Source organism: Oceanobacillus sp. FSL W7-1304 (assembly GCF_037969805.1).
Lineage (GTDB): Bacteria > Bacillota > Bacilli > Bacillales > Amphibacillaceae > Oceanobacillus > Oceanobacillus profundus.
In genome coordinates, this window is the sequence record NZ_CP150211.1 from 3671360 (window position 1) to 3688743 (window position 17384).

Annotated in this window: 16 protein-coding genes; 10 read left to right on the forward strand and 6 right to left on the reverse strand. The window is 35.8% G+C overall.

Features of this window, described 5'->3' with window-relative positions:
- Positions 1-170: 170 nt before the first annotated feature.
- Complete coding sequence (locus NYE61_RS18200) at positions 171-713, reverse strand: NAD(P)H-dependent oxidoreductase (RefSeq protein ID WP_303448797.1); 543 nt, start codon at positions 711-713, stop codon at positions 171-173.
- Positions 714-880: 167 nt separating this feature from the next.
- Here NYE61_RS18200 and NYE61_RS18205 point away from each other — a divergent pair, with 167 nt between their 5' ends.
- The gene (locus tag NYE61_RS18205) at positions 881-1066 is read left to right on the forward strand and encodes a gamma-type small acid-soluble spore protein (RefSeq protein WP_303448795.1); all 186 of its coding nucleotides are present in this window, start codon (positions 881-883) and stop codon (positions 1064-1066) included.
- 56 nt (positions 1067-1122) lie between these two features.
- Here the strand turns inward: NYE61_RS18205 and NYE61_RS18210 are convergent, their stop codons facing one another.
- A complete protein-coding gene (locus NYE61_RS18210) occupies positions 1123-1362 on the reverse strand; it encodes an alpha/beta-type small acid-soluble spore protein (RefSeq protein ID WP_303448793.1) in 240 nt (79 codons plus the stop codon).
- A 292-nt stretch (positions 1363-1654) separates the two neighbouring features.
- Between NYE61_RS18210 and NYE61_RS18215 the strand changes: the two genes are divergently transcribed.
- The 3 genes from NYE61_RS18215 to NYE61_RS18225 all read left to right on the forward strand — a co-directional run bounded on the left by NYE61_RS18215 (position 1655) and on the right by NYE61_RS18225 (position 4272).
- Positions 1655-2266 carry a hypothetical protein gene (locus NYE61_RS18215; RefSeq protein WP_303448791.1) on the forward strand — a complete coding sequence of 204 codons (612 nt, stop codon included), beginning with the start codon at positions 1655-1657 and terminating at the stop codon, positions 2264-2266.
- Between the two features lie 231 nt (positions 2267-2497).
- Positions 2498-3034 carry a TetR/AcrR family transcriptional regulator gene (locus tag NYE61_RS18220; protein ID WP_303448789.1) on the forward strand — a complete coding sequence of 179 codons (537 nt, stop codon included), beginning with the start codon at positions 2498-2500 and terminating at the stop codon, positions 3032-3034.
- A 110-nt stretch (positions 3035-3144) separates the two neighbouring features.
- Complete coding sequence (locus NYE61_RS18225) at positions 3145-4272, forward strand: MFS transporter (protein WP_303448787.1); 1128 nt, start codon at positions 3145-3147, stop codon at positions 4270-4272.
- A gap of 279 nt (positions 4273-4551) precedes the next feature.
- On the opposite strand, the gene NYE61_RS18230 is transcribed toward NYE61_RS18225, so the two are convergent.
- From NYE61_RS18230 to NYE61_RS18240, 3 genes are all read right to left on the reverse strand, one after another.
- Positions 4552-5805 (reverse strand): YeeE/YedE family protein, encoded by a 1254-nt coding sequence (locus NYE61_RS18230; protein WP_118890245.1) that lies wholly within the window; start codon positions 5803-5805, stop codon positions 4552-4554.
- Positions 5806-6095: 290 nt separating this feature from the next.
- Complete coding sequence (locus NYE61_RS18235; RefSeq protein ID WP_118890244.1) at positions 6096-7523, reverse strand: Na+/H+ antiporter NhaC family protein; 1428 nt, start codon at positions 7521-7523, stop codon at positions 6096-6098.
- A 25-nt stretch (positions 7524-7548) separates the two neighbouring features.
- Positions 7549-8730 carry a Xaa-Pro peptidase family protein gene (locus tag NYE61_RS18240; RefSeq protein WP_240033855.1) on the reverse strand — a complete coding sequence of 394 codons (1182 nt, stop codon included), beginning with the start codon at positions 8728-8730 and terminating at the stop codon, positions 7549-7551.
- Between the two features lie 119 nt (positions 8731-8849).
- Here NYE61_RS18240 and NYE61_RS18245 point away from each other — a divergent pair, with 119 nt between their 5' ends.
- The 3 genes from NYE61_RS18245 (at position 8850) to NYE61_RS18255 (ending at position 11707) form a co-directional block, all read left to right on the forward strand.
- Complete coding sequence (locus tag NYE61_RS18245; protein ID WP_118890242.1) at positions 8850-9737, forward strand: LysR family transcriptional regulator; 888 nt, start codon at positions 8850-8852, stop codon at positions 9735-9737.
- Positions 9738-10230: 493 nt separating this feature from the next.
- Positions 10231-10683, forward strand: a complete 453-nt coding sequence (locus NYE61_RS18250; protein ID WP_303448781.1) for a VanZ family protein — start codon at positions 10231-10233, stop codon at positions 10681-10683.
- A gap of 100 nt (positions 10684-10783) precedes the next feature.
- Positions 10784-11707, forward strand: a complete 924-nt coding sequence (locus NYE61_RS18255) for an LCP family protein (protein WP_303448934.1) — start codon at positions 10784-10786, stop codon at positions 11705-11707.
- A 385-nt stretch (positions 11708-12092) separates the two neighbouring features.
- Here NYE61_RS18255 and NYE61_RS18260 read toward each other — a convergent pair whose 3' ends face one another.
- The gene (locus NYE61_RS18260; RefSeq protein ID WP_303448779.1) at positions 12093-12953 is read right to left on the reverse strand and encodes a carbonic anhydrase family protein; all 861 of its coding nucleotides are present in this window, start codon (positions 12951-12953) and stop codon (positions 12093-12095) included.
- A 432-nt stretch (positions 12954-13385) separates the two neighbouring features.
- Between NYE61_RS18260 and NYE61_RS18265 the strand changes: the two genes are divergently transcribed.
- The 3 genes from NYE61_RS18265 to NYE61_RS18275 all read left to right on the forward strand — a co-directional run bounded on the left by NYE61_RS18265 (position 13386) and on the right by NYE61_RS18275 (position 17362).
- Positions 13386-14573: a glycerate kinase gene (locus tag NYE61_RS18265; RefSeq protein ID WP_303448777.1), complete on the forward strand. Its 1188-nt coding sequence runs from the start codon at positions 13386-13388 to the stop codon at positions 14571-14573.
- An 8-nt stretch (positions 14574-14581) separates the two neighbouring features.
- A complete protein-coding gene (locus NYE61_RS18270) occupies positions 14582-16027 on the forward strand; it encodes an SLC13 family permease (protein WP_303448775.1) in 1446 nt (481 codons plus the stop codon).
- Positions 16028-16639: 612 nt separating this feature from the next.
- On the forward strand, positions 16640-17362 hold the full coding sequence (locus NYE61_RS18275; RefSeq protein WP_339316261.1) for a GntR family transcriptional regulator: 723 nt from the start codon (positions 16640-16642) through the stop codon (positions 17360-17362).
- Positions 17363-17384 lie beyond the last annotated feature (22 nt).

The following is a 17384-nucleotide window of genomic DNA, read 5'->3' on the forward strand; positions in this document are numbered from 1 at the left end:
TGGTTGGTTCCATTAAGAAAGCAGTGAAGGAAATTGAAGATTAAATGTTGTTATAAAACAAATAGTCCACAGTGAAACGAAATAAAATGAATGATAAATCCTCAGCTATTGAATTTGCACGGCCTGATTCTAAAGGCAGATAATAAACTCCTCGCTTTGACAGAAGGTAATTACCTATTATTTATCCCATGCTGCAAATAAACCATTTCTTCCGCGAGCGCTTGAATTCTTTCCGAAACACGTTCATCTATAATTTCATCACTATTTTCATTAAAAGAATTATTGTGGACAAAGACATTGCCTGTTGGAACTAATCCTTTAAAGTAAGATAAGATGGATCTCAAATGGTATTCCATGACAAGAAAATGTCTGTTTGACCATCCAGTCGCAACCATGCCGGTTACTTTATGTTTAAATGCATATTCCGGTAAGTGGTCTAACAAATTTTTTAAAGCACCTGAAATAGATGCTTGATAAATCGGTGTACCAAATACGAGGAAATCGGCAGATAAAATCTTTTGAACAACATTCCAAGTATCTTCGTTATATGCTATTAATGGAGACCCATTAAATAAATCAATTTCATAGTCTCTTAAGTCGATTAATTCAGTCTGTATGGTTGAGTCAAGATGTTGAGCAGCGACTAAAACATCATTTACAACGATGGATGTCTTTTCGCCAGCGAGTGCGCCTGATACGCCGACAAGTTTCATTATGGTTACCTCATTTCAATTATTATTCTTTCAATTGGATATAGTATAGTATGAGTTTATCATTTGAGGAGGGAAGGTTCTATTCTTAGGTTTAGAAGGAAAGAATTGTCTATTTGAATAAAGCATTTCTGGGGAAACTAAGTTCATCAAGAGATAGGGGTGATTTTATGGAAAACAGTAAAAAATATACAGCAGCTGGTACAAATATTGCAGCTGTAAAACAGTCAAATGAACAATCTGGCATGTCTTATAATGAAGCAAAGGAATACATTGCTAGGACCACTGGTGGCCACGGAACGGCAATTTATAGCGACACGAATATAGAAGAGGTTCGTAAAAAGAATCAAAAATGATAATAAAGCGACGTTTCCTGCTGATTCGTGTTAGAACCAGCAGGGGAGGATTATCGTTATTTTTTCATCTGTTCTTTGGCAATGTTAATCATTTCTTTAACCATATTGCCACCAATTGGTCCTCCAACTTTTCCTGCTTGTCTGGATGTAAGATCTCCATTATCTCTTTTTTCCAAAGCGATGCCTTGCTCTTTAGCAACTTCAAATTTTACATCATCGGCGTTATTATTATCCACGTTATATCCCTTTGCTTTCATGACACGACCTTTGAACTGACTGAGATTTTTCTTTGCCACGTAAAACACCTCCTTATGAATAGAATTTCCGAGAATTTTATATTTAACCGGCTATGTATGTGCTTTTTTCTGTAATTCCACTGTGGTGCCTTTAATGTATGGAGAAAAACATTTTGAAGCGGGAAGCGTTTAAGAAGAAATATAGAGAGAGAATACGTCCTAAGTAGGTTGGATTTTTTTATGCTTTATACCCATAAAAATGAAAATTGAGGTACTAACGATTCATTCTTATGATTTTGTATATAAATCTTCCTGAAACTTATATATCATAAGTAGTAAATATATTGGAGGAATGATTGGAAAAATGGAAAACCAAAATGAAGCAGTAGAAAAACAGAAAGAGAATAAATGGAAAGGAGGACAGCTCGGTAATTATTTTCAATATGTGATGCAAGTCATAAAGAACCCAGATCATCTCCTTTCAGATGGGACGCAAAGCAAGCAGCAATTCGGTCTTATTACATTAATAGCTTTTCTTGGTCTAATATTACTAAGTAATGTTATTGGTATTTTTACATATTTAGATGCATTGCGTTACCTTGGATTCAGTGATTACTTCAATTATTTTGAACGTACGATTGCTTACGCGTTAGCACTAGCTTTATTGATGTTTGTTTTTAAAAATGTCGCTGCTAAAAATGGGAAATCATATGATCTGAATTTTTTCTTTGAAAAGCTAGGAGCACTGCTTGTCGTCCCAGCCATATTATTAATCGTATCGATTCCGTTAGAGCTAGTAGATATTACAATCTATTCATGGTTTAGTTCATTGGCCTATACATTTTTGTATTTAGCTATATTTTTGATTTCTTATTTCTTTGTTGCTAAAAACAACTTGAAGACAGCAGTATTGTTTGTTGCTGGTTTCTATTTTGTTTATCGACTTATTTTTTTGATTCTTTAAGTAGGAGGCATTTGTCCCGTTAAGGTTGAATGCAATAGCTCGTTGTTCCTCCTTTTACAAGGGCCCTTACAATATCCCAAACTTCATTACGGCTTTTCGGGTCTAACCCTTTTTTCTGCATCTTCAAGACGAAACGCTACATAAGTATTTATCTTTAAAAACATTGCAACAGGAATACTTTCATGGTATTTTTATAATGATCGTTCTATATAAAAAAGGGGTGTTTTTCTTATGAGCAAAAAGAAACAAGATCTCATTGAACATGCGGAGCAGTTATTTTATAACCATGGTATTCATGCTATTGGCTTAAAACGAATCGTCAAAGAAGCAAATGTTGCTCTTATGACGTTATATAATCATTTTGACTCGAAAGAAGACCTGATCCTTGAAGTACTTAAAAAACGAGAAGAAAAATATTTTTATATGTTGAAATCATACGTTAGGAATTCCAAAAGCTCCATTGTATGGTCCTTAGCGGAAGCCCATATTGATTGGATTCGAAAACATGACAGGAATGGATGCATGTTTTTAAGAGCTAAAGAAGAGTTTTCTTCTAATGATGATCATGAAATTGTCCAATATGTAAATGAGCATAAAAGGTCATTGCTGGCTTTTTTTGAAGAACTTGGCTTCAACCATAGCGAGGCTACACAGTTAGTGCTATTGTTCGAAGGAGCCACTGCTTTAGCAGAAACCTTGAATGTGGATGACGTGGAAATGGCGTTTATACATTTCATAAAGTCTATGGAGCTCCATAAGAGGGGATAATAAGATAGTGTCGCACAACTAGAAGGAAAAGTCTTAGGGCGGTGTCTGCTCAAGATTTTTTCTTTTTACTATAAATTATATAGATCGTTCTATATAGTGAGGTGTTGTTGATGGATTGGAAAAAATTAATCATGGTTGGTTTACCCATGATTGCGGTAACTTATGGTTTTGCAAGGTTTAGTTATGGATTAGTTCTTCCTTATATACGTGAGACTTTGAATATCAGCCCATCTGTGGGAGGAGTGATCTCTTCATTATCGTATTTGGCATATTGTATAGCGATTATCATTTCGATGTTGTATATGCAGAAAGTTGGTTCCCGTATGCTGATTTTAATAGCAGGGATCACAGCAGCCATGGGAATGGGCATCATATCTATGGCCAATGGTTCAATATCCCTTGGCATTGGGATCTTTATTGCTGGCTTAAGTACGGGGTTGTCTTCTCCCCCTTATGCAGATGTGATAGAAAAATGGGTGGATCAGGATAAGCGTTCTTCAACAAATACGTGGATCAATGCAGGTACTAGTTTGGGAACTGCATTAACAGGAATTATGGTCATTTTTTTGGGTAGCAACTGGAGACTGACTTACCTTCTGTTTACACTCATAGCGATCATTATATTGATACTTAATTATAAGGTTATTCCTCAAACAAAGGATACGAGCAAAAATCATCAGAGCCAAGCATTTCATGTGACAAAAAAGGATCTTGGTAATGCTTCTCCCTTAATTTTATCTTCTTTACTATTAGGGATTTCGAGTGCGGCTTATTGGACGTTTTCAAGAGATTTTTTGCTTCAAATGGAGAATATTCCTGAAGTTATCACGCAAGGATTTTGGATCATCATTGGTATAGCAGGAGTATTAGGGGGGCTCGCCGGATATTTTAGTTCGCAAATCGGATTATTATCCTCCTACCGAGTAAGTGTCATTTTTCTAGGAGCCTCTTCCTTATTACTGGGTTTATTTACAAGCATCCTCCCTGTTGTCATATCAGCGATTTCTTTTGGAAGTTCGTATATATTCATGACAGGTGTTCTGATCATTTGGGGCACCAATATCTTTAAAACAAATTCTTCATTTGGTCTTGGGTTACCATTTTTACTATTAGCTTTAGGGCAAGTGTTTGGCTCATTGATTGGAGGAATGGTTGCTGAGTTTGTAGGTTATGAAGTCATGTTTACCCTATTTGCTATGATTAGTTTTATTGCTTTAATTTTTAAACCGAAAAAATAATTTTAACTACTTAAGGATTGGTCTATAACATTTTAATGAAAATCTTTCTTCTTGCTGGAGTAAAAGAAATTCATGTAAGTATGTTAATCTCAATACTAAGCAAACTGGCGAGCCTAATTTCTCGTTTAAAAGAAGGGGAGATTAGGCTTTATATATTTATTTACAATACAAAATAGTTCCTAAAGAAGGTGCATAATAGTGTTTAAAGTGACACCATAGACCTCCAATACCTGTTTATAATTATCAAAAAACCTCGCCCAAAAACCGACGAGGTTTTCCCTAACAGAACAAATCATTCTTCTTCGGGTTATTAAGACCAAACAACGGCCTAATAAACAAAGCAACTCCTGTGCCAAGCATTGCCATAACCATCCATACCCAACCGTGCAAACTAAATGACGCAATACCGCCAAAATATGCACCGATATTACAGCCAAAGGCAAGTCGTGCACCATATCCCATTAATAATCCGCCAACAATAGAGGCGCTGGCTGGACCGACTTTTAGTTTTTTAGGTTTGAAGTTACCTTGCGCAGTCGCAGCAATGAATGCTCCTAAGATAACTCCAAAATTCATCACACTTGTCGAGTCAGCTAGAACGGTTTGGCTTAATGCCATGCCGTTTTCCCCTTGGAAATATCCCCACGAAGCAACGTCGACACCAACGGAATCAAGCGCTTTTCCTCCCCATAAAGCAAAGGCGGATGTGATTCCCCATGGCTGACCACGGACTGCTAGTGTCAGAGCGTTTAAGATTGCTAGAATTATTCCAGCAACAAATAACGGCCATGCCCCTCTAAAGATTTTCTTCCATCCGCTTATTGTCACGAGTGGCTTCATTCTTGGAGGATTCTTTCTCTTTGCAAATTGAGCGAGAATAAAGTAAATCACAACAAACATAATTATTTGTACGATCCAAGCCCCACCATATCCCAGGCTTGTTGATGTAGCAAGGGAGAATGGTTCAAGTGACGGTGTGCTCATCCAGAATGGGAAATGAAGTGCGCCAACTGTTGATCCGATGATAAATGCTATCAGCGTAAGGATCATCGAACTGGAACCACCACCGAGGTTATAAAGTGTTCCAGAGGCACAGCCGTTTCCGAGCTGCATGCCAATACCAAATAGAAACGATCCAAAAATGACGCTTATTCCTACAGGAGAAACATATCCTGCGGGATCGGCACCAGTAAATGAAAAACCAGTACTAAGAATGACGGCAAATAATGTTGTTGCAACCATGAGCATTAGCATATGAGCCTGGAGTCCCTGTGTATTACCAACGGACATAAGTCGTCTGAAAGCTGAAGTAAAGCCAAAACGAGCTTGCAGTAGTGTAACACCTAATGCAATACCTATTAAATAAAGCACTCCTTGCACCATATCCGTTGTGCTAACGATCGCAATAAATAAGATAACGGAAGCAATAACTCCGAGTGTTAAAAATGGTTTTTGGACAGGCTGTAGTTCTTTAATAACGGTTGTGGGATGTTTAATCCATGTCTTTGATGATTCAGCTACCTGCTGTTCCAAGAAAAAACCTCCTTATTCCTATTAAGTTAATAGGGTTTATGTGTATTAAAGTTTATAATAAATACGGTAGTTTGTAAAGATGTTATGAGGATGATGTTAATCGTACTCATCATCTTAACCAAAAAACTGGTTCTATATTTTATACATTCTGCCTCAAAAAGGATGCCTGAATTTCCATGACTGCGGACGCAAGCTGTTTCCGATAATTCTCCTTGTAATATTTATTAAAAAAACTATTATGAAGAATAACCTTATTGATTCTCCATAATAGTTTCTAAGTTTTAACGGAATTAGAAAGGACCTAAATTAATTGCAAGAGCTATAGCTAAAGCAATTGCTCCTATAACTATCCAAATCATTAATAGAGGGAGCATAAATCTTAACCACTTTACCCAAGATACTCCAGCTACCGCTATACTAGCCATAAGTATGCCTGATGTAGGAGCGATCGTATTAGTGAAACCATCTCCCATGTTGTAGGCTAATACGGCAACTTGTCTTGATATACCTATAATATCTGCTAAAGGTGCCATAATTGGCATTACAATTGCAGCTTGTCCACTTCCTGAAGTGATAATTAAGTTGAAAAGTAAGTTAAAAATGTACATACTAAATGCTCCTATCGCAGAGGGAAGTGGCTCAATAACAGAAGCTATGGCATGAACAATCGTGTCTAATATCAATCCGTCCTCTAAAACTACCACAATTGACCTTGCTAAACCTACAATGAGCGCTGCATATATCATTCCTTGAGCACCCTTAACAAACTTCTTAACAAATTCATTTGGATTAATTTTTCCTATAATCGCAGTACCAATCCCTATGATAAGAAAGATTGCTGCCATTTCATTTAATCCCCAATCTGCTCGAAATACACCAACAGTATAAACTGCTAAACAGACAATAAAATAAAGTAAAACAACTTTCATTGTTCCGGTAAATGGTATGTTCTCATCAATTTCCTCATGATTAGAACTAAAACGATTTGTACCCATTATACTTCGTTCTGGGTTATTTTCTATCCTTCGAATATAATAAAAAATATATAAAATGGAAGAAATTAATATAGCTAAGTATATGATAAAACGATACCAAAGTGCACTAAATACAGGGAGACCAGCTATCTCTTGTCCGAATCCTGTCGTTATTGGATCTAGTCCTGCAACAGTATATCCTGAGTAAGCTCCTAAGTATATTAATGCTACCCCGACAATTGCATCTAATTTAAACGCACGAGCAATAATTACTCCTACAGGAATAAAAGCAATAACTGCAGTGTGTAAAATACCTAAAAAACCGGCAATTGAAAAAACAGTACATACAGAAATGACTAGTAGAATTTTTTTATCCCGTGTTTTATTGATTAAACGCATTATTCCTGAATTAATAGCTTGAGTTGAGTCTATAATTGCAAATGACCCACCAATAATAAGAACTAGAAATATAATATTTGCTGCTTCCATCATCCCTGTTTGTATGGATAAAAAGAAATCCATAAATCCAACTGGATTACTTTCAATTTGAGAATAGCTTCCAGGTATTACAGTTGGTACAAGACCATCTTCTTCTCTCTCAAAATTTCCCGCTGGTATAAGGTAAGTAGCGATTGAGGCAAAAATTAACATGATAAATAGAAGTATATAAGAATCCGGCATTTTAAATAATCTTTTTTTACTTTTACCCACTTTCAAAAAATATTCTTTTTTTTGTAGGTTCATTCCATCATCCCTTATCTTGTTTTTATTAACCAATAATTAAAGAGTTTAAATCCCTTGGATAATAAGTGATTTTCTCCATTCCATTCTCAGTAATCACAATGGTGTCGGAATGACGAAAAGCACCTAATCCTTCTACATATAAACCTGGCTCTACAGAAAAAACCATTCCAGGTTTAAGAATCGTATGGTCTCCTAAATCAAAAAATGGTGCTTCATGATTAAGCAATCCCATATTATGACCAGTATGGTGTCTGATATATTTGTTTAGATTATTTTCTTGATAATAACGTTGTACTTCTTCCTCTATTCTAGATGCAGGAATTCCAGGTTTTATTGTGTTAAATGCAATATCTTGAACATTAATCATATGTTGGAAAAATGATTCCTGTAGTTTATTAACTTCTAATATGAACATCGTACGTTCTAATTCACTTTTGTAGCCCCATACATCTGCTGCTGCTTGAGAAACGACATTGTAACCATGTTTAATTTCAGCATTTTGATTTTGGGAATGTGGAAAAGCAGAATGAGGTCCGATTTGCCCTCGATAAAAGGCATGAGCTGGTGAACCATATGGTCTATACTCATTACCAAGGGTTTCGAACATAGCTCTGGTAGCTTCATACGTAGCTAGTCCTTCAATTTCTATCTCTCGCTTTCCTAATCTTGTGTATTTAACAAGAAGGGTGTGAGCAAGATTTCCCCATCGTGCAGACTCTTTTATTAATTCTATTTCATCTTGGGATTTAACATATCTCATACTTTCTACCATGTCTTTGATATAAACCTCTCTATCAAAGTTTAAGAGATTTGCAATGTTGGGTCCTCTATATCCTTTTGAGGAATTGTAACCGCTTGCATCTAATCCAACAATTTTGTTCTCAAAATTATTTGCTTGAAGTACTTCCTTCAAATGCTCCATAGGATGGATCAAACCAGGATATTCCTGATAGTAATGAACATTGTCAATTACCGCATATTCTTCAGCGTGTTCTTTTTCTAATCTTGGTACAAATAAATGTGTTTTTTGTTTAGTATCTGTAATAAAAGCTATCGGTCTCTCAGATGGTCTAAAATGAAAACCAGTTAAGTAAAAAATATTAGTAGTGTTAAATAAGATACTTGCATCAACTTTCTTTTCCGTTAATTTTTTAAGATAGTTATTTTGCCTATTTCTAATTTCTAACTTATTAATATCAAGTTGCAAACTTATCATCTCCGTTTTTTAAAAATTAATTTGAATTGATATTATCAAATTATTAAATATATGTATAATATATTATAAGTAAAGAATGATACCTTTTAGGTATCACAGGAGGAAACCATATGGAATTAAGACATCTGCGTTATTTTGTGGCAGTAGCTAAGCACTTGCACTTTAATGAAGCAGCATTAGAATTAAATATTTCACAACCTCCTTTAAGTAAACAAATCAAACAATTAGAAGATGAATTAGGAGTTATTCTGTTATGGAGAACTAACAGAAAAGTTGAATTAACGGAAGCTGGAGAATACTTTTTTAATGCCGCAAACAGGATATTAAAGTTAGTAGAGAAAGAGATTAATGTAACGAAGGAAATTGCATGCGGGGAAATTGGCTCACTAACAATTGGATTTGGAGGTTCTGTTGTTTATGATTTACTACCTAATATTATCAAGCAAATGAATGAAATTTATCCTAATATCAAATTGGAAGTACGGCAGTTAACAACTAGTGACCAAGTGAGATTACTGCAGGAAGGTACAATAGATGTTGGGTTTTTAGTTCCACCTATCAATGAAGATGATATTATAAATTTACCTATTCGAGAAGAACCTTTTGTAGCATGTGTTCCATTAAATCATAGACTATCGCAGAGTCAACATCCTGTTGAAGTAATGGAATTTGAACGCGATAGGGTTATTATGACCCCTGAAAAATCAGGGAAAGGTTATTATGATTCTATAATTGCATTGTGCAGAAATGCAGGGTTCTATCCTAATATTACTCAAACTGCACAAGAACAACAGACAATTGTCTCTCTTGTTGCATCTGAAATAGGTATTGCATTTGTGCCGAAAACAACGGAACGAATTGTTCATGAAAATGTAAAATACCTTCCTCTTAAACAACAGCATAAAAAAATAACAGCGTTAGCATGGCATAAGGATAATCATAAGCCAGTTATAGGATTATTTGTAGATTTGATCAAGTCATACTTATTGAAAGAATAAAGTATTTTTAGAGATTTAGTTCAATCAAATAAACAGAGAAATTCAATTTATAAGTTATAAGTATAAGGTGATAAATGTAAAAAATAAGAGAGATATTTTTGATAATAAGTTATAGAAAGTTATCCCCTTATAAGAATATAATCTAAACTGTGTAAACATCATAGCATATGGTTTGGTGGTTACCCCAAAAAGCTATCATTCAAAAATTCCCAGTTGATTTGCAAAGCCTGCTGCTTATAAGACTTTCTGCAGAATAACCTCTCAGAACATGAAAGTACTTTTATTCCTTCCCCTATCAAAAGTCTTTAGATAATCCCTGAATCTAGATTTCTCATCTTCATAATTATTCTATTATTTGATAATATAAAGGATGTTACATTCTTTAGAAGTTGTGAATAAATCTAGTAAAAAATTGATTTAATCCACTTAAAAGCATAATCGGTAAATTGGTAGATATAGTACCAGCATAATGAAAATAAAAAGGAAGATTTCTATGCAAAAAACCCTTTCCTGGGCAGCTGTTATCCTCTGGATGGGGTTAATTTTTCATTTATCACATCAAGCTGCTGCAGCGTCTAGTGAACTTAGTACAGGAGTTACAGAAATAGTGTTAGCCTTTATAGAAAAAGTTGTTCCAAATGAGGAGTTAGATGTTAGCAGCATCCACCATATCATCAGAAAGAACGCTCACTTCTTCATTTATTTTTTCCTCGGAATGCTAGTGCTTCATGCATTAAATATGAGTAAAGGAACTGGATGCAAAACAATCGGATTAGCGTTACTCATCTGTGTGCTATACGCGATTTCAGATGAAGTGCATCAGCTATTTGTTCCAGGTAGGGGAGCTCAGGTGAAGGATGTTTTAATAGATAGCGCAGGAGCTAGTGTGGGGATAGTTGGCTATCTGTTGTTAAGTCGATTGATAAATATTGTCCGCAAGACGTGATTGATTTGGCGGGTGACAATGTGTTTTGTAAATGTAAGGAATGTTGCAAGAGTTAGATATAAACGTAATTAATTCGAATGCTGAAAGAGGGAAACAGGTAATGACTAGAAAATCAAATCAGAAAAAATCTAGAAAACTATGGTTGAAAATTCCATTGATACTTATCGGGGTGATTGTCCTTGGAGTGGGAGCATATGCCATTTCCATTTACAATAACGTTGCCAAAACTGTAAACGAAAAAATGCATGAGCCCGTAGATTCGATTGATCGGGAAACAACGAAAAAGAAAATGAAAGCAACCGAAAAGCTTACTATATTATTATTGGGAATTGATTCACAAGAAGGAACGAGCGGTCGATCTGACGCATTAATGGTTCTATCACTTGATCCAACAGACGATTCCATGCAGCTAATTAGTATCCCGCGGGATACGAGAACAACAATCGTCGGAAAAGGAACCGAGGATAAGATTAATCACGCGCATGCATTTGGCGGTACAGATATGTCTATAGCGACTGTTGAGAATCTATTGGATATCGAGCTTGATTATTATGTACGTATGAATATGGATGGACTGTCCGAATTAGTAGACGAGCTTGGGACGATTACAGTAGATAATGAGATTGCTTGGAATGATGGTACAAATAATTTTAATGTTGGCCCAGTCGAACTAGACGGCGACCAAACAATGGCTTTCGTCCGAATGCGGAAGCAAGATCCAAACGGAGACTTTGGACGAACATCCAGACAACGGCAAGTAATCGAAGGCATTATTAACAAAGGTGCTTCTGTAGGTTCCGTTACAAAAATCAACAGCACAATTGATATTCTAGGGAATAATATGGCAACAAATCTGGATTTTGACGATATGAAAAAGCTCTTATCTGGCTATAAAGATACAAGAAATAATGTTGTTAGTTATCAATTGCAAGGGGACGGAACGACGATTGACGGGATTTATTATTTGATTGTAACAGGTGAGGAGATTGCGAAGGTGCGGGGGATGCTTGAAGGAGAGGTTTAGGAAATGTGTGTTTGGCATTTGATTTTTGTATGAAATGGCATTCGATATTATCCGGATGAAAGTATATATATTCAATCTAATGGAACTTGACATGGAGCCTCTGTGGTAGAGGTCAAAGGCTATATAGCAAAGTTTGATCTTGCTTAGTAAATAAGCCTACCAATACCACTTCTCCATGTAGTGTTGTGTTTATACTGAATTCATTGCAAACTCATGAATGTCAAGAGATACATTTATTAATCCTAACCAAAAGTTTTACGTACACTTTTTTGATTAACTCTACACGAATTATCGAGCTTATCTGTTTATTGTCCGGAAAATCATGGATAATGGGTACCGAAATTAATAGATATGTTTTTTTGTGAAAACAGTAAATGAATTCTATCTAGTTTTTAATAATCTCTCGTTCATTTAAAGATTGAACGGGACGATGGTTGGCAGGAAAAATGTCTTGGAATGCTTGAATTTGTACGTTTGACATTTCGATTGGTTGTTCAAAAATCATCCATTTCACTTCTTCTGTACAAGGAGGTGTTGTTAACGAACCGTTATAATGGAAAGATGTTTGATCTTGGGGTAGCAGTGCTTGTAAATCAATCGGTTCTTTTACGGGAATATCTTTTTCCGTTTCTTCCTGCGGTAATGCATTCCAAACAGATGCTAGATTTTCATTTTCTATACCTTCTTTAATCATTAATCCAAGTACGACAAGATTGCCATTTGCATCGTTATGTACTAGGTGCAGCTCCATATCATAATTCTGGCCGTTAAATTGATGTTCACTCGGAGTATGGAAATGAAATTGAGCAAGTTTGTACTCATTTCCTTCAATGACAATGCTGCTGCTTTCTGTTACAGCATTTGCCTGAACTGTGTGACCGTTGTTTACGAGTGAAAATGTTGTTGGCTCATATTGAATCTGAATTTCCTCTTGTTTTTTATTCGCTTTTACTTGGGGGAATTCGACATTAATGGGTGATTGTTCACTTCCATTGGCACAGGCTAAGTTTGCATTGTCCAGTTTTCCCCAGTGCTCAGGCCCTGTATCCCCGTTATAAGACCACTGGGAAGTATGTGTAGTAGTATCTTCTGATTCCTTTTCTTTCATACCAGTGTTTTGTTCCTCGTTGGCATCCTCTGTCTTTTCTTCTTTTGATCCAGCTGTTTCCGGATTTTGTTCCGAGCAAGCTCCTATAAAAAAGCTTAAAGATACAGCTAAAATAAGATAAACGAAATTCTTCTTCATACTTAATAGGACTCTCCTTTTTCCATTTTCTTCTTGTTCATCCAACAATATACTAAAGAATAGAAGAACAATAAAGCGTTATTTTTCAATAATTGTTTGAATCCTATATTTCGGTAAAAACAGACTATTATTTCATAAGTATAAAAGAACGACATATGAAATATTCCTCCTACTAATTAATTAGTTATCGATTTGTATCCCGGATGAAAAATGATGAAAAAGGGAATCAACGATAAATTGCATCTGGCCTGAATCAAAAGAAGACGAGTGAGACAGCGATTTAATCCAAAAAATTAAGAAAATTTGGATCTTCGTATTCTTAATCATACAATTACAACGAATTTATAATAATTTTCCCATCATTCTCTCATTATGTTCTCATCTTTCAGCGGTATATTGATTAGTAATAAAAACATATGGAGGAATGTTATCATGAAAATCGTTATTGTACCGTCTGGGTTTAAAGAGTGTTTGGGCTCTGAGGAAGTGGCTTCAGCAATGGAACGCGGGGTAAGACGCTTTGATCCGTTTATTGATTTGGAAGTTATTCCGATGATTGATGGTGGAGAAGGATTTGCAAAGACGATTACTCATTTAAAAAATGGAGAATTAATATATGAAGAAGCTACAGGTCCTGTTGGGCAGAAGATATTAAGCCATTTTGGCGTTTTTGTTGAGAATGGAAAACGAACTGCGGTGATTGAAATGGCAGCAGTTGCTGGGCTGAAGCTCGTTCCTCGTGATCAACGAAATCCATTAAGAACAACTACTTATGGTGTAGGTGAGTTAATATTAGCTGCTCTTGATTTAGGTGTTGATCGAATCTTAATCGGCTGTGGTGATTCTGGAACGTCTGATGGTGGTGCTGGAATGGCGCAAGCTTTAGGAGTTCAGTTTTTGGATAAGCAACATCGATCAATTCCTATAAACGGTGGGAAGGATTTATTGGAGGTGGATTCTCTTAATCTAGCGAAATTAGATAAGCGCTTACAAACCGTTGCTATCGATGTTGCATGTAATTGGCAAAATATTCTATGTGGCGAGAATGGAGTGGCCAGAGTTTTCGGACCGCAAAAAGGGGCCACCCCGTTAGAAGTAGAAAAGTTATCAGCTGCTTTAGAGCATTATGAAGCGTTAATTCAGGAATCCGTTGGGGTAGAGGTAGGTTCATTGCCAGGGAGTGGTGCTTCTGGGGGATTAGGTGCTGGTTTAATTGCATTTACCGGTGCAACATTACACCCACGTTTCAATATTATTATGGACTATATTAATATTGAGGAAAAAATTTTTACTGCAGACATCGTATTCACTGCAGAAGGAAGTTTAGATTTTCAAACACCAAATGGAAAAATTCCAGCGGAGGTTGCACGAATTGCGAAAAAGAATAACATCCCTGTGATTGCGATTACTGGAACAATCGGTAAAGGAGCAAATTTAAACTATCGTGCGGGTATAGATGCTTACAGTAGTATTATTCAGAAACCAACAACTTTAGAAAAGGCGATGAAAAAGGCGCCAAAGTGGATTGAGGAAAGTACAGAATGCGTACTGCGACAAGTTGCTATTGGCTTAGGTATTGGTGAAAGAAAATTGCTAAGGGAAGGCATGAATCAAAAGTGATGTCGCGAATGGAGAAACGATTAGAAAAGCAGAATTGGATCAAATCATGGGTAACATGGGTAAGCCAATTATCAACAAAGTCGTTCGTAATTATCAGCATACATGTCCTACTAATAGTACTGACCCTATCCATAGGTCGTTTGGACTTCAATGGAAAGATAGCTTTATTCGCGTTTTTATCAGCAATGACGCTATGGATCACAACTAAAATACCCGCAGGATTCGTAGCGATTACACTTATTATGTTTGTCATCATGATGAATGCGGCAGGTACGGAATTGTTATACGAATCACTATCTGAGAAGGTAGTATGGTTAATGATTGGTTCTTTTATTATCGGTGAAGCAGTGAAACGATCTGGATTAGCAGAACGATTAACCCGTTCTGTATGCAGAAGGTCAACGAAAAAAAGCAGTGTGCTTTTTGGAATAGGCTCGGTTTTCTTTGCATCTGCATTTTTCATTCCATCTACCTCAGGTCGGGCTGCATTATCCAGACCGATTGTGAATCAGCTAGGTGAAAAGCTTTCAACGAAAGAACAACGCGTATTGGCTATTATCACACCTGTACTTATATTAATGAGCACGTCAGCAACATTAATAGGTGCAGGCTCTCATTTAATCGGAGTCTCTTTACTGGAAAGTACATCTGGTCAAACCATTTCCTATTTAAAATGGTTTCTATGGGGAGTGCCATTTGCCCTCGTTGTTACGCTTGTTTCATTTTTTATTATTAAATGGTGCTTGTGGCCAAAAGGTGAAACGACGGAGATGGATGTAAAACCAGAAGAAAAAACAATGCAAAGAAATCAGTTGTGTGGGGGTGAAAAGAAGACACTGATTTTGATTTCATTTTTAATTGCAGGCTGGATGACAGAAACGATCCATGGCTTTGATATAGCATTTATTACGATGATAGGTGCCATCCTGGTCATGATACCAAAATACGGAATCATTCGTTGGAAAGAAGGACTAGCGGCGGTATCCTGGAATTTGATTTTATTTGTTGCTGCTGCAACTGCGCTAGGAAAAGTGTTAGTCGATACAGGTGTAGTCCACTGGATTGAAAACGAAATGCTGCATGTGCTGCATTTGTTTGTAGGAGCACCAGATTGGCTCATTGTTTTCATTATCTTGGTTGTGACCGTAACGAGTCATTTGTATATTACTTCTCATACGACACGAGCGATTATTTTTATTCCAAGTTTATTAATGTTTAGTGAAACAATAGGAGTTGATCCTGTTGCAGTTGTTTTCTTAAGTTTAGTCGGGATGAACTATTGTGTTACATTTCCGGTTAGTTCAAAAGCATTGCTGTTTTTTTATGAGGAAGGCGACATATCCTATGATGCTAGCAATCTATTAAAGATGAGTGCTATATTAATGCCGCTCTATATACTTCTTATGATGTTATTCTATTTTTCGTATTGGCAGTGGGTTGGGATGGGGCTTTGAAGGTACCTTTAACAGGCAGCGTTACCTTTGAGGGTCTGTTGCCTGTAAGGATATTCATTTTTATAAGAGGCATTGCCCTCTGCTACAACTCAACGAGTTATCCCTCCGTTCTTATCCATTCGATCCCTCATGTAAAAATAAGAGATCGAATACATAAATCAAATAGATTGTTTACTCATGTGTAATAAAACGACGTTCCCTGCTGGTTCGTGCGTTAGAAGCAGCAGGGGAGAATTATAGTTATTTTTTTTAAAGTTTACAAAGCATATATTTTTGTCGATACCACAGTAATTTCAACTGTGATGCCAGTCATAAAGAATAAAGCAGAATGTCTTTTTAAAGTATTATGCTAAATAGGTATGAGGGATGTAATTATAGACACAACAATTAATACAAATCGAATAGTACCCGCAAGTAGTGACTGGTTGGCAGGTAATATTTACTTTGAAGCACAAAGTTTTTTTTAAGAAATATGTGCAATTTAAAAAAGAAGCACAAAATATAATTAGAAAATTCTAAAGATGATGTTGACTATGAATGATAATGTAGCTATAATATACAGAAATAAATTCTTAAAAATTATAATATTATAACAAAAGTGAGTTGAAATACATGTCATTAGAAGAGAATTCAGCAATACCATTACACAGGCAAATAAGACAATACCTAGAAAACAAAATAATTTCTGGAGAGTGGGAGCCGGGGTATAAAATTCCAACAGAAAAACAGCTTTCATCACTTTTTAAGGTGAGTAATATTACAGTAAAACGCGCTGTACTTGACCTAGTTAACAATGGGAAGTTATACAGGAAAAGCGGAAAAGGTACATTTGTAAATAAACACGATAAAACTGACTTGTCTAGACTTGTTTCCATACATAATAAGTTTGAAGATGAGAAGCCCTATCCCCATAAAACATTAAGCTTTAAAAAAATAGTAGGAAATACTGAATTGATAAAGAATCTGCAGATAGACAAGAATGAAGAAATCTATTATATTTCTAGGATTAAACTAGAAGAAGAGAAACCCGTTATAATTGAAAATTCCTGGATACCTGCAGCTTTAACACCAGGTTTAACAGAGGAGGAAATTGAAAATAAACTACTATATAACTTATTTTCAAAAAAGTATGGGCTTAAGCTGGATACTGCAAAAGTGTTTATCTCCACAAAAACTGCAGATAAATCTGAAGCAGCGTTACTCAATATCCCCATTGGTGAACAATTATTAGTATTGGATAGGTATACGAAAGCAGAAGATGACTATATTGTAGAATATTCCCGTTTTAAGGCGGTATTTAAAGATGCAAAATATTTTCTTGAGATTAATTTATAATTAATGCTTGCTCATTAATATA

Bases quoted from the DNA above. Each gene is read 5' to 3' on its own strand.
- NYE61_RS18245 (WP_118890242.1), top strand. From the start codon at position 8,850: ATGGAATTAAGACATCTGCGTTATTTTGTGGCAGTAGCTAAGCACTTG.
- NYE61_RS18220 (WP_303448789.1), top strand. From the start codon at position 2,498: ATGAGCAAAAAGAAACAAGATCTCATTGAACATGCGGAGCAGTTATTT.
- NYE61_RS18225 (WP_303448787.1), top strand. From the start codon at position 3,145: ATGGATTGGAAAAAATTAATCATGGTTGGTTTACCCATGATTGCGGTA.
- NYE61_RS18255 (WP_303448934.1), top strand. From the start codon at position 10,784: ATGACTAGAAAATCAAATCAGAAAAAATCTAGAAAACTATGGTTGAAA.
- NYE61_RS18265 (WP_303448777.1), top strand. From the start codon at position 13,386: ATGAAAATCGTTATTGTACCGTCTGGGTTTAAAGAGTGTTTGGGCTCT.
- NYE61_RS18270 (WP_303448775.1), top strand. From the start codon at position 14,582: ATGGAGAAACGATTAGAAAAGCAGAATTGGATCAAATCATGGGTAACA.
- NYE61_RS18205 (WP_303448795.1), top strand. From the start codon at position 881: ATGGAAAACAGTAAAAAATATACAGCAGCTGGTACAAATATTGCAGCT.
- NYE61_RS18215 (WP_303448791.1), top strand. From the start codon at position 1,655: ATGATTGGAAAAATGGAAAACCAAAATGAAGCAGTAGAAAAACAGAAA.
- NYE61_RS18250 (WP_303448781.1), top strand. From the start codon at position 10,231: ATGCAAAAAACCCTTTCCTGGGCAGCTGTTATCCTCTGGATGGGGTTA.
- NYE61_RS18235 (WP_118890244.1), bottom strand. From the start codon at position 7,523: ATGAACCTACAAAAAAAAGAATATTTTTTGAAAGTGGGTAAAAGTAAA.
- NYE61_RS18275 (WP_339316261.1), top strand. From the start codon at position 16,640: ATGTCATTAGAAGAGAATTCAGCAATACCATTACACAGGCAAATAAGA.
- NYE61_RS18200 (WP_303448797.1), bottom strand. From the start codon at position 713: ATGAAACTTGTCGGCGTATCAGGCGCACTCGCTGGCGAAAAGACATCC.
- NYE61_RS18260 (WP_303448779.1), bottom strand. From the start codon at position 12,953: ATGAAGAAGAATTTCGTTTATCTTATTTTAGCTGTATCTTTAAGCTTT.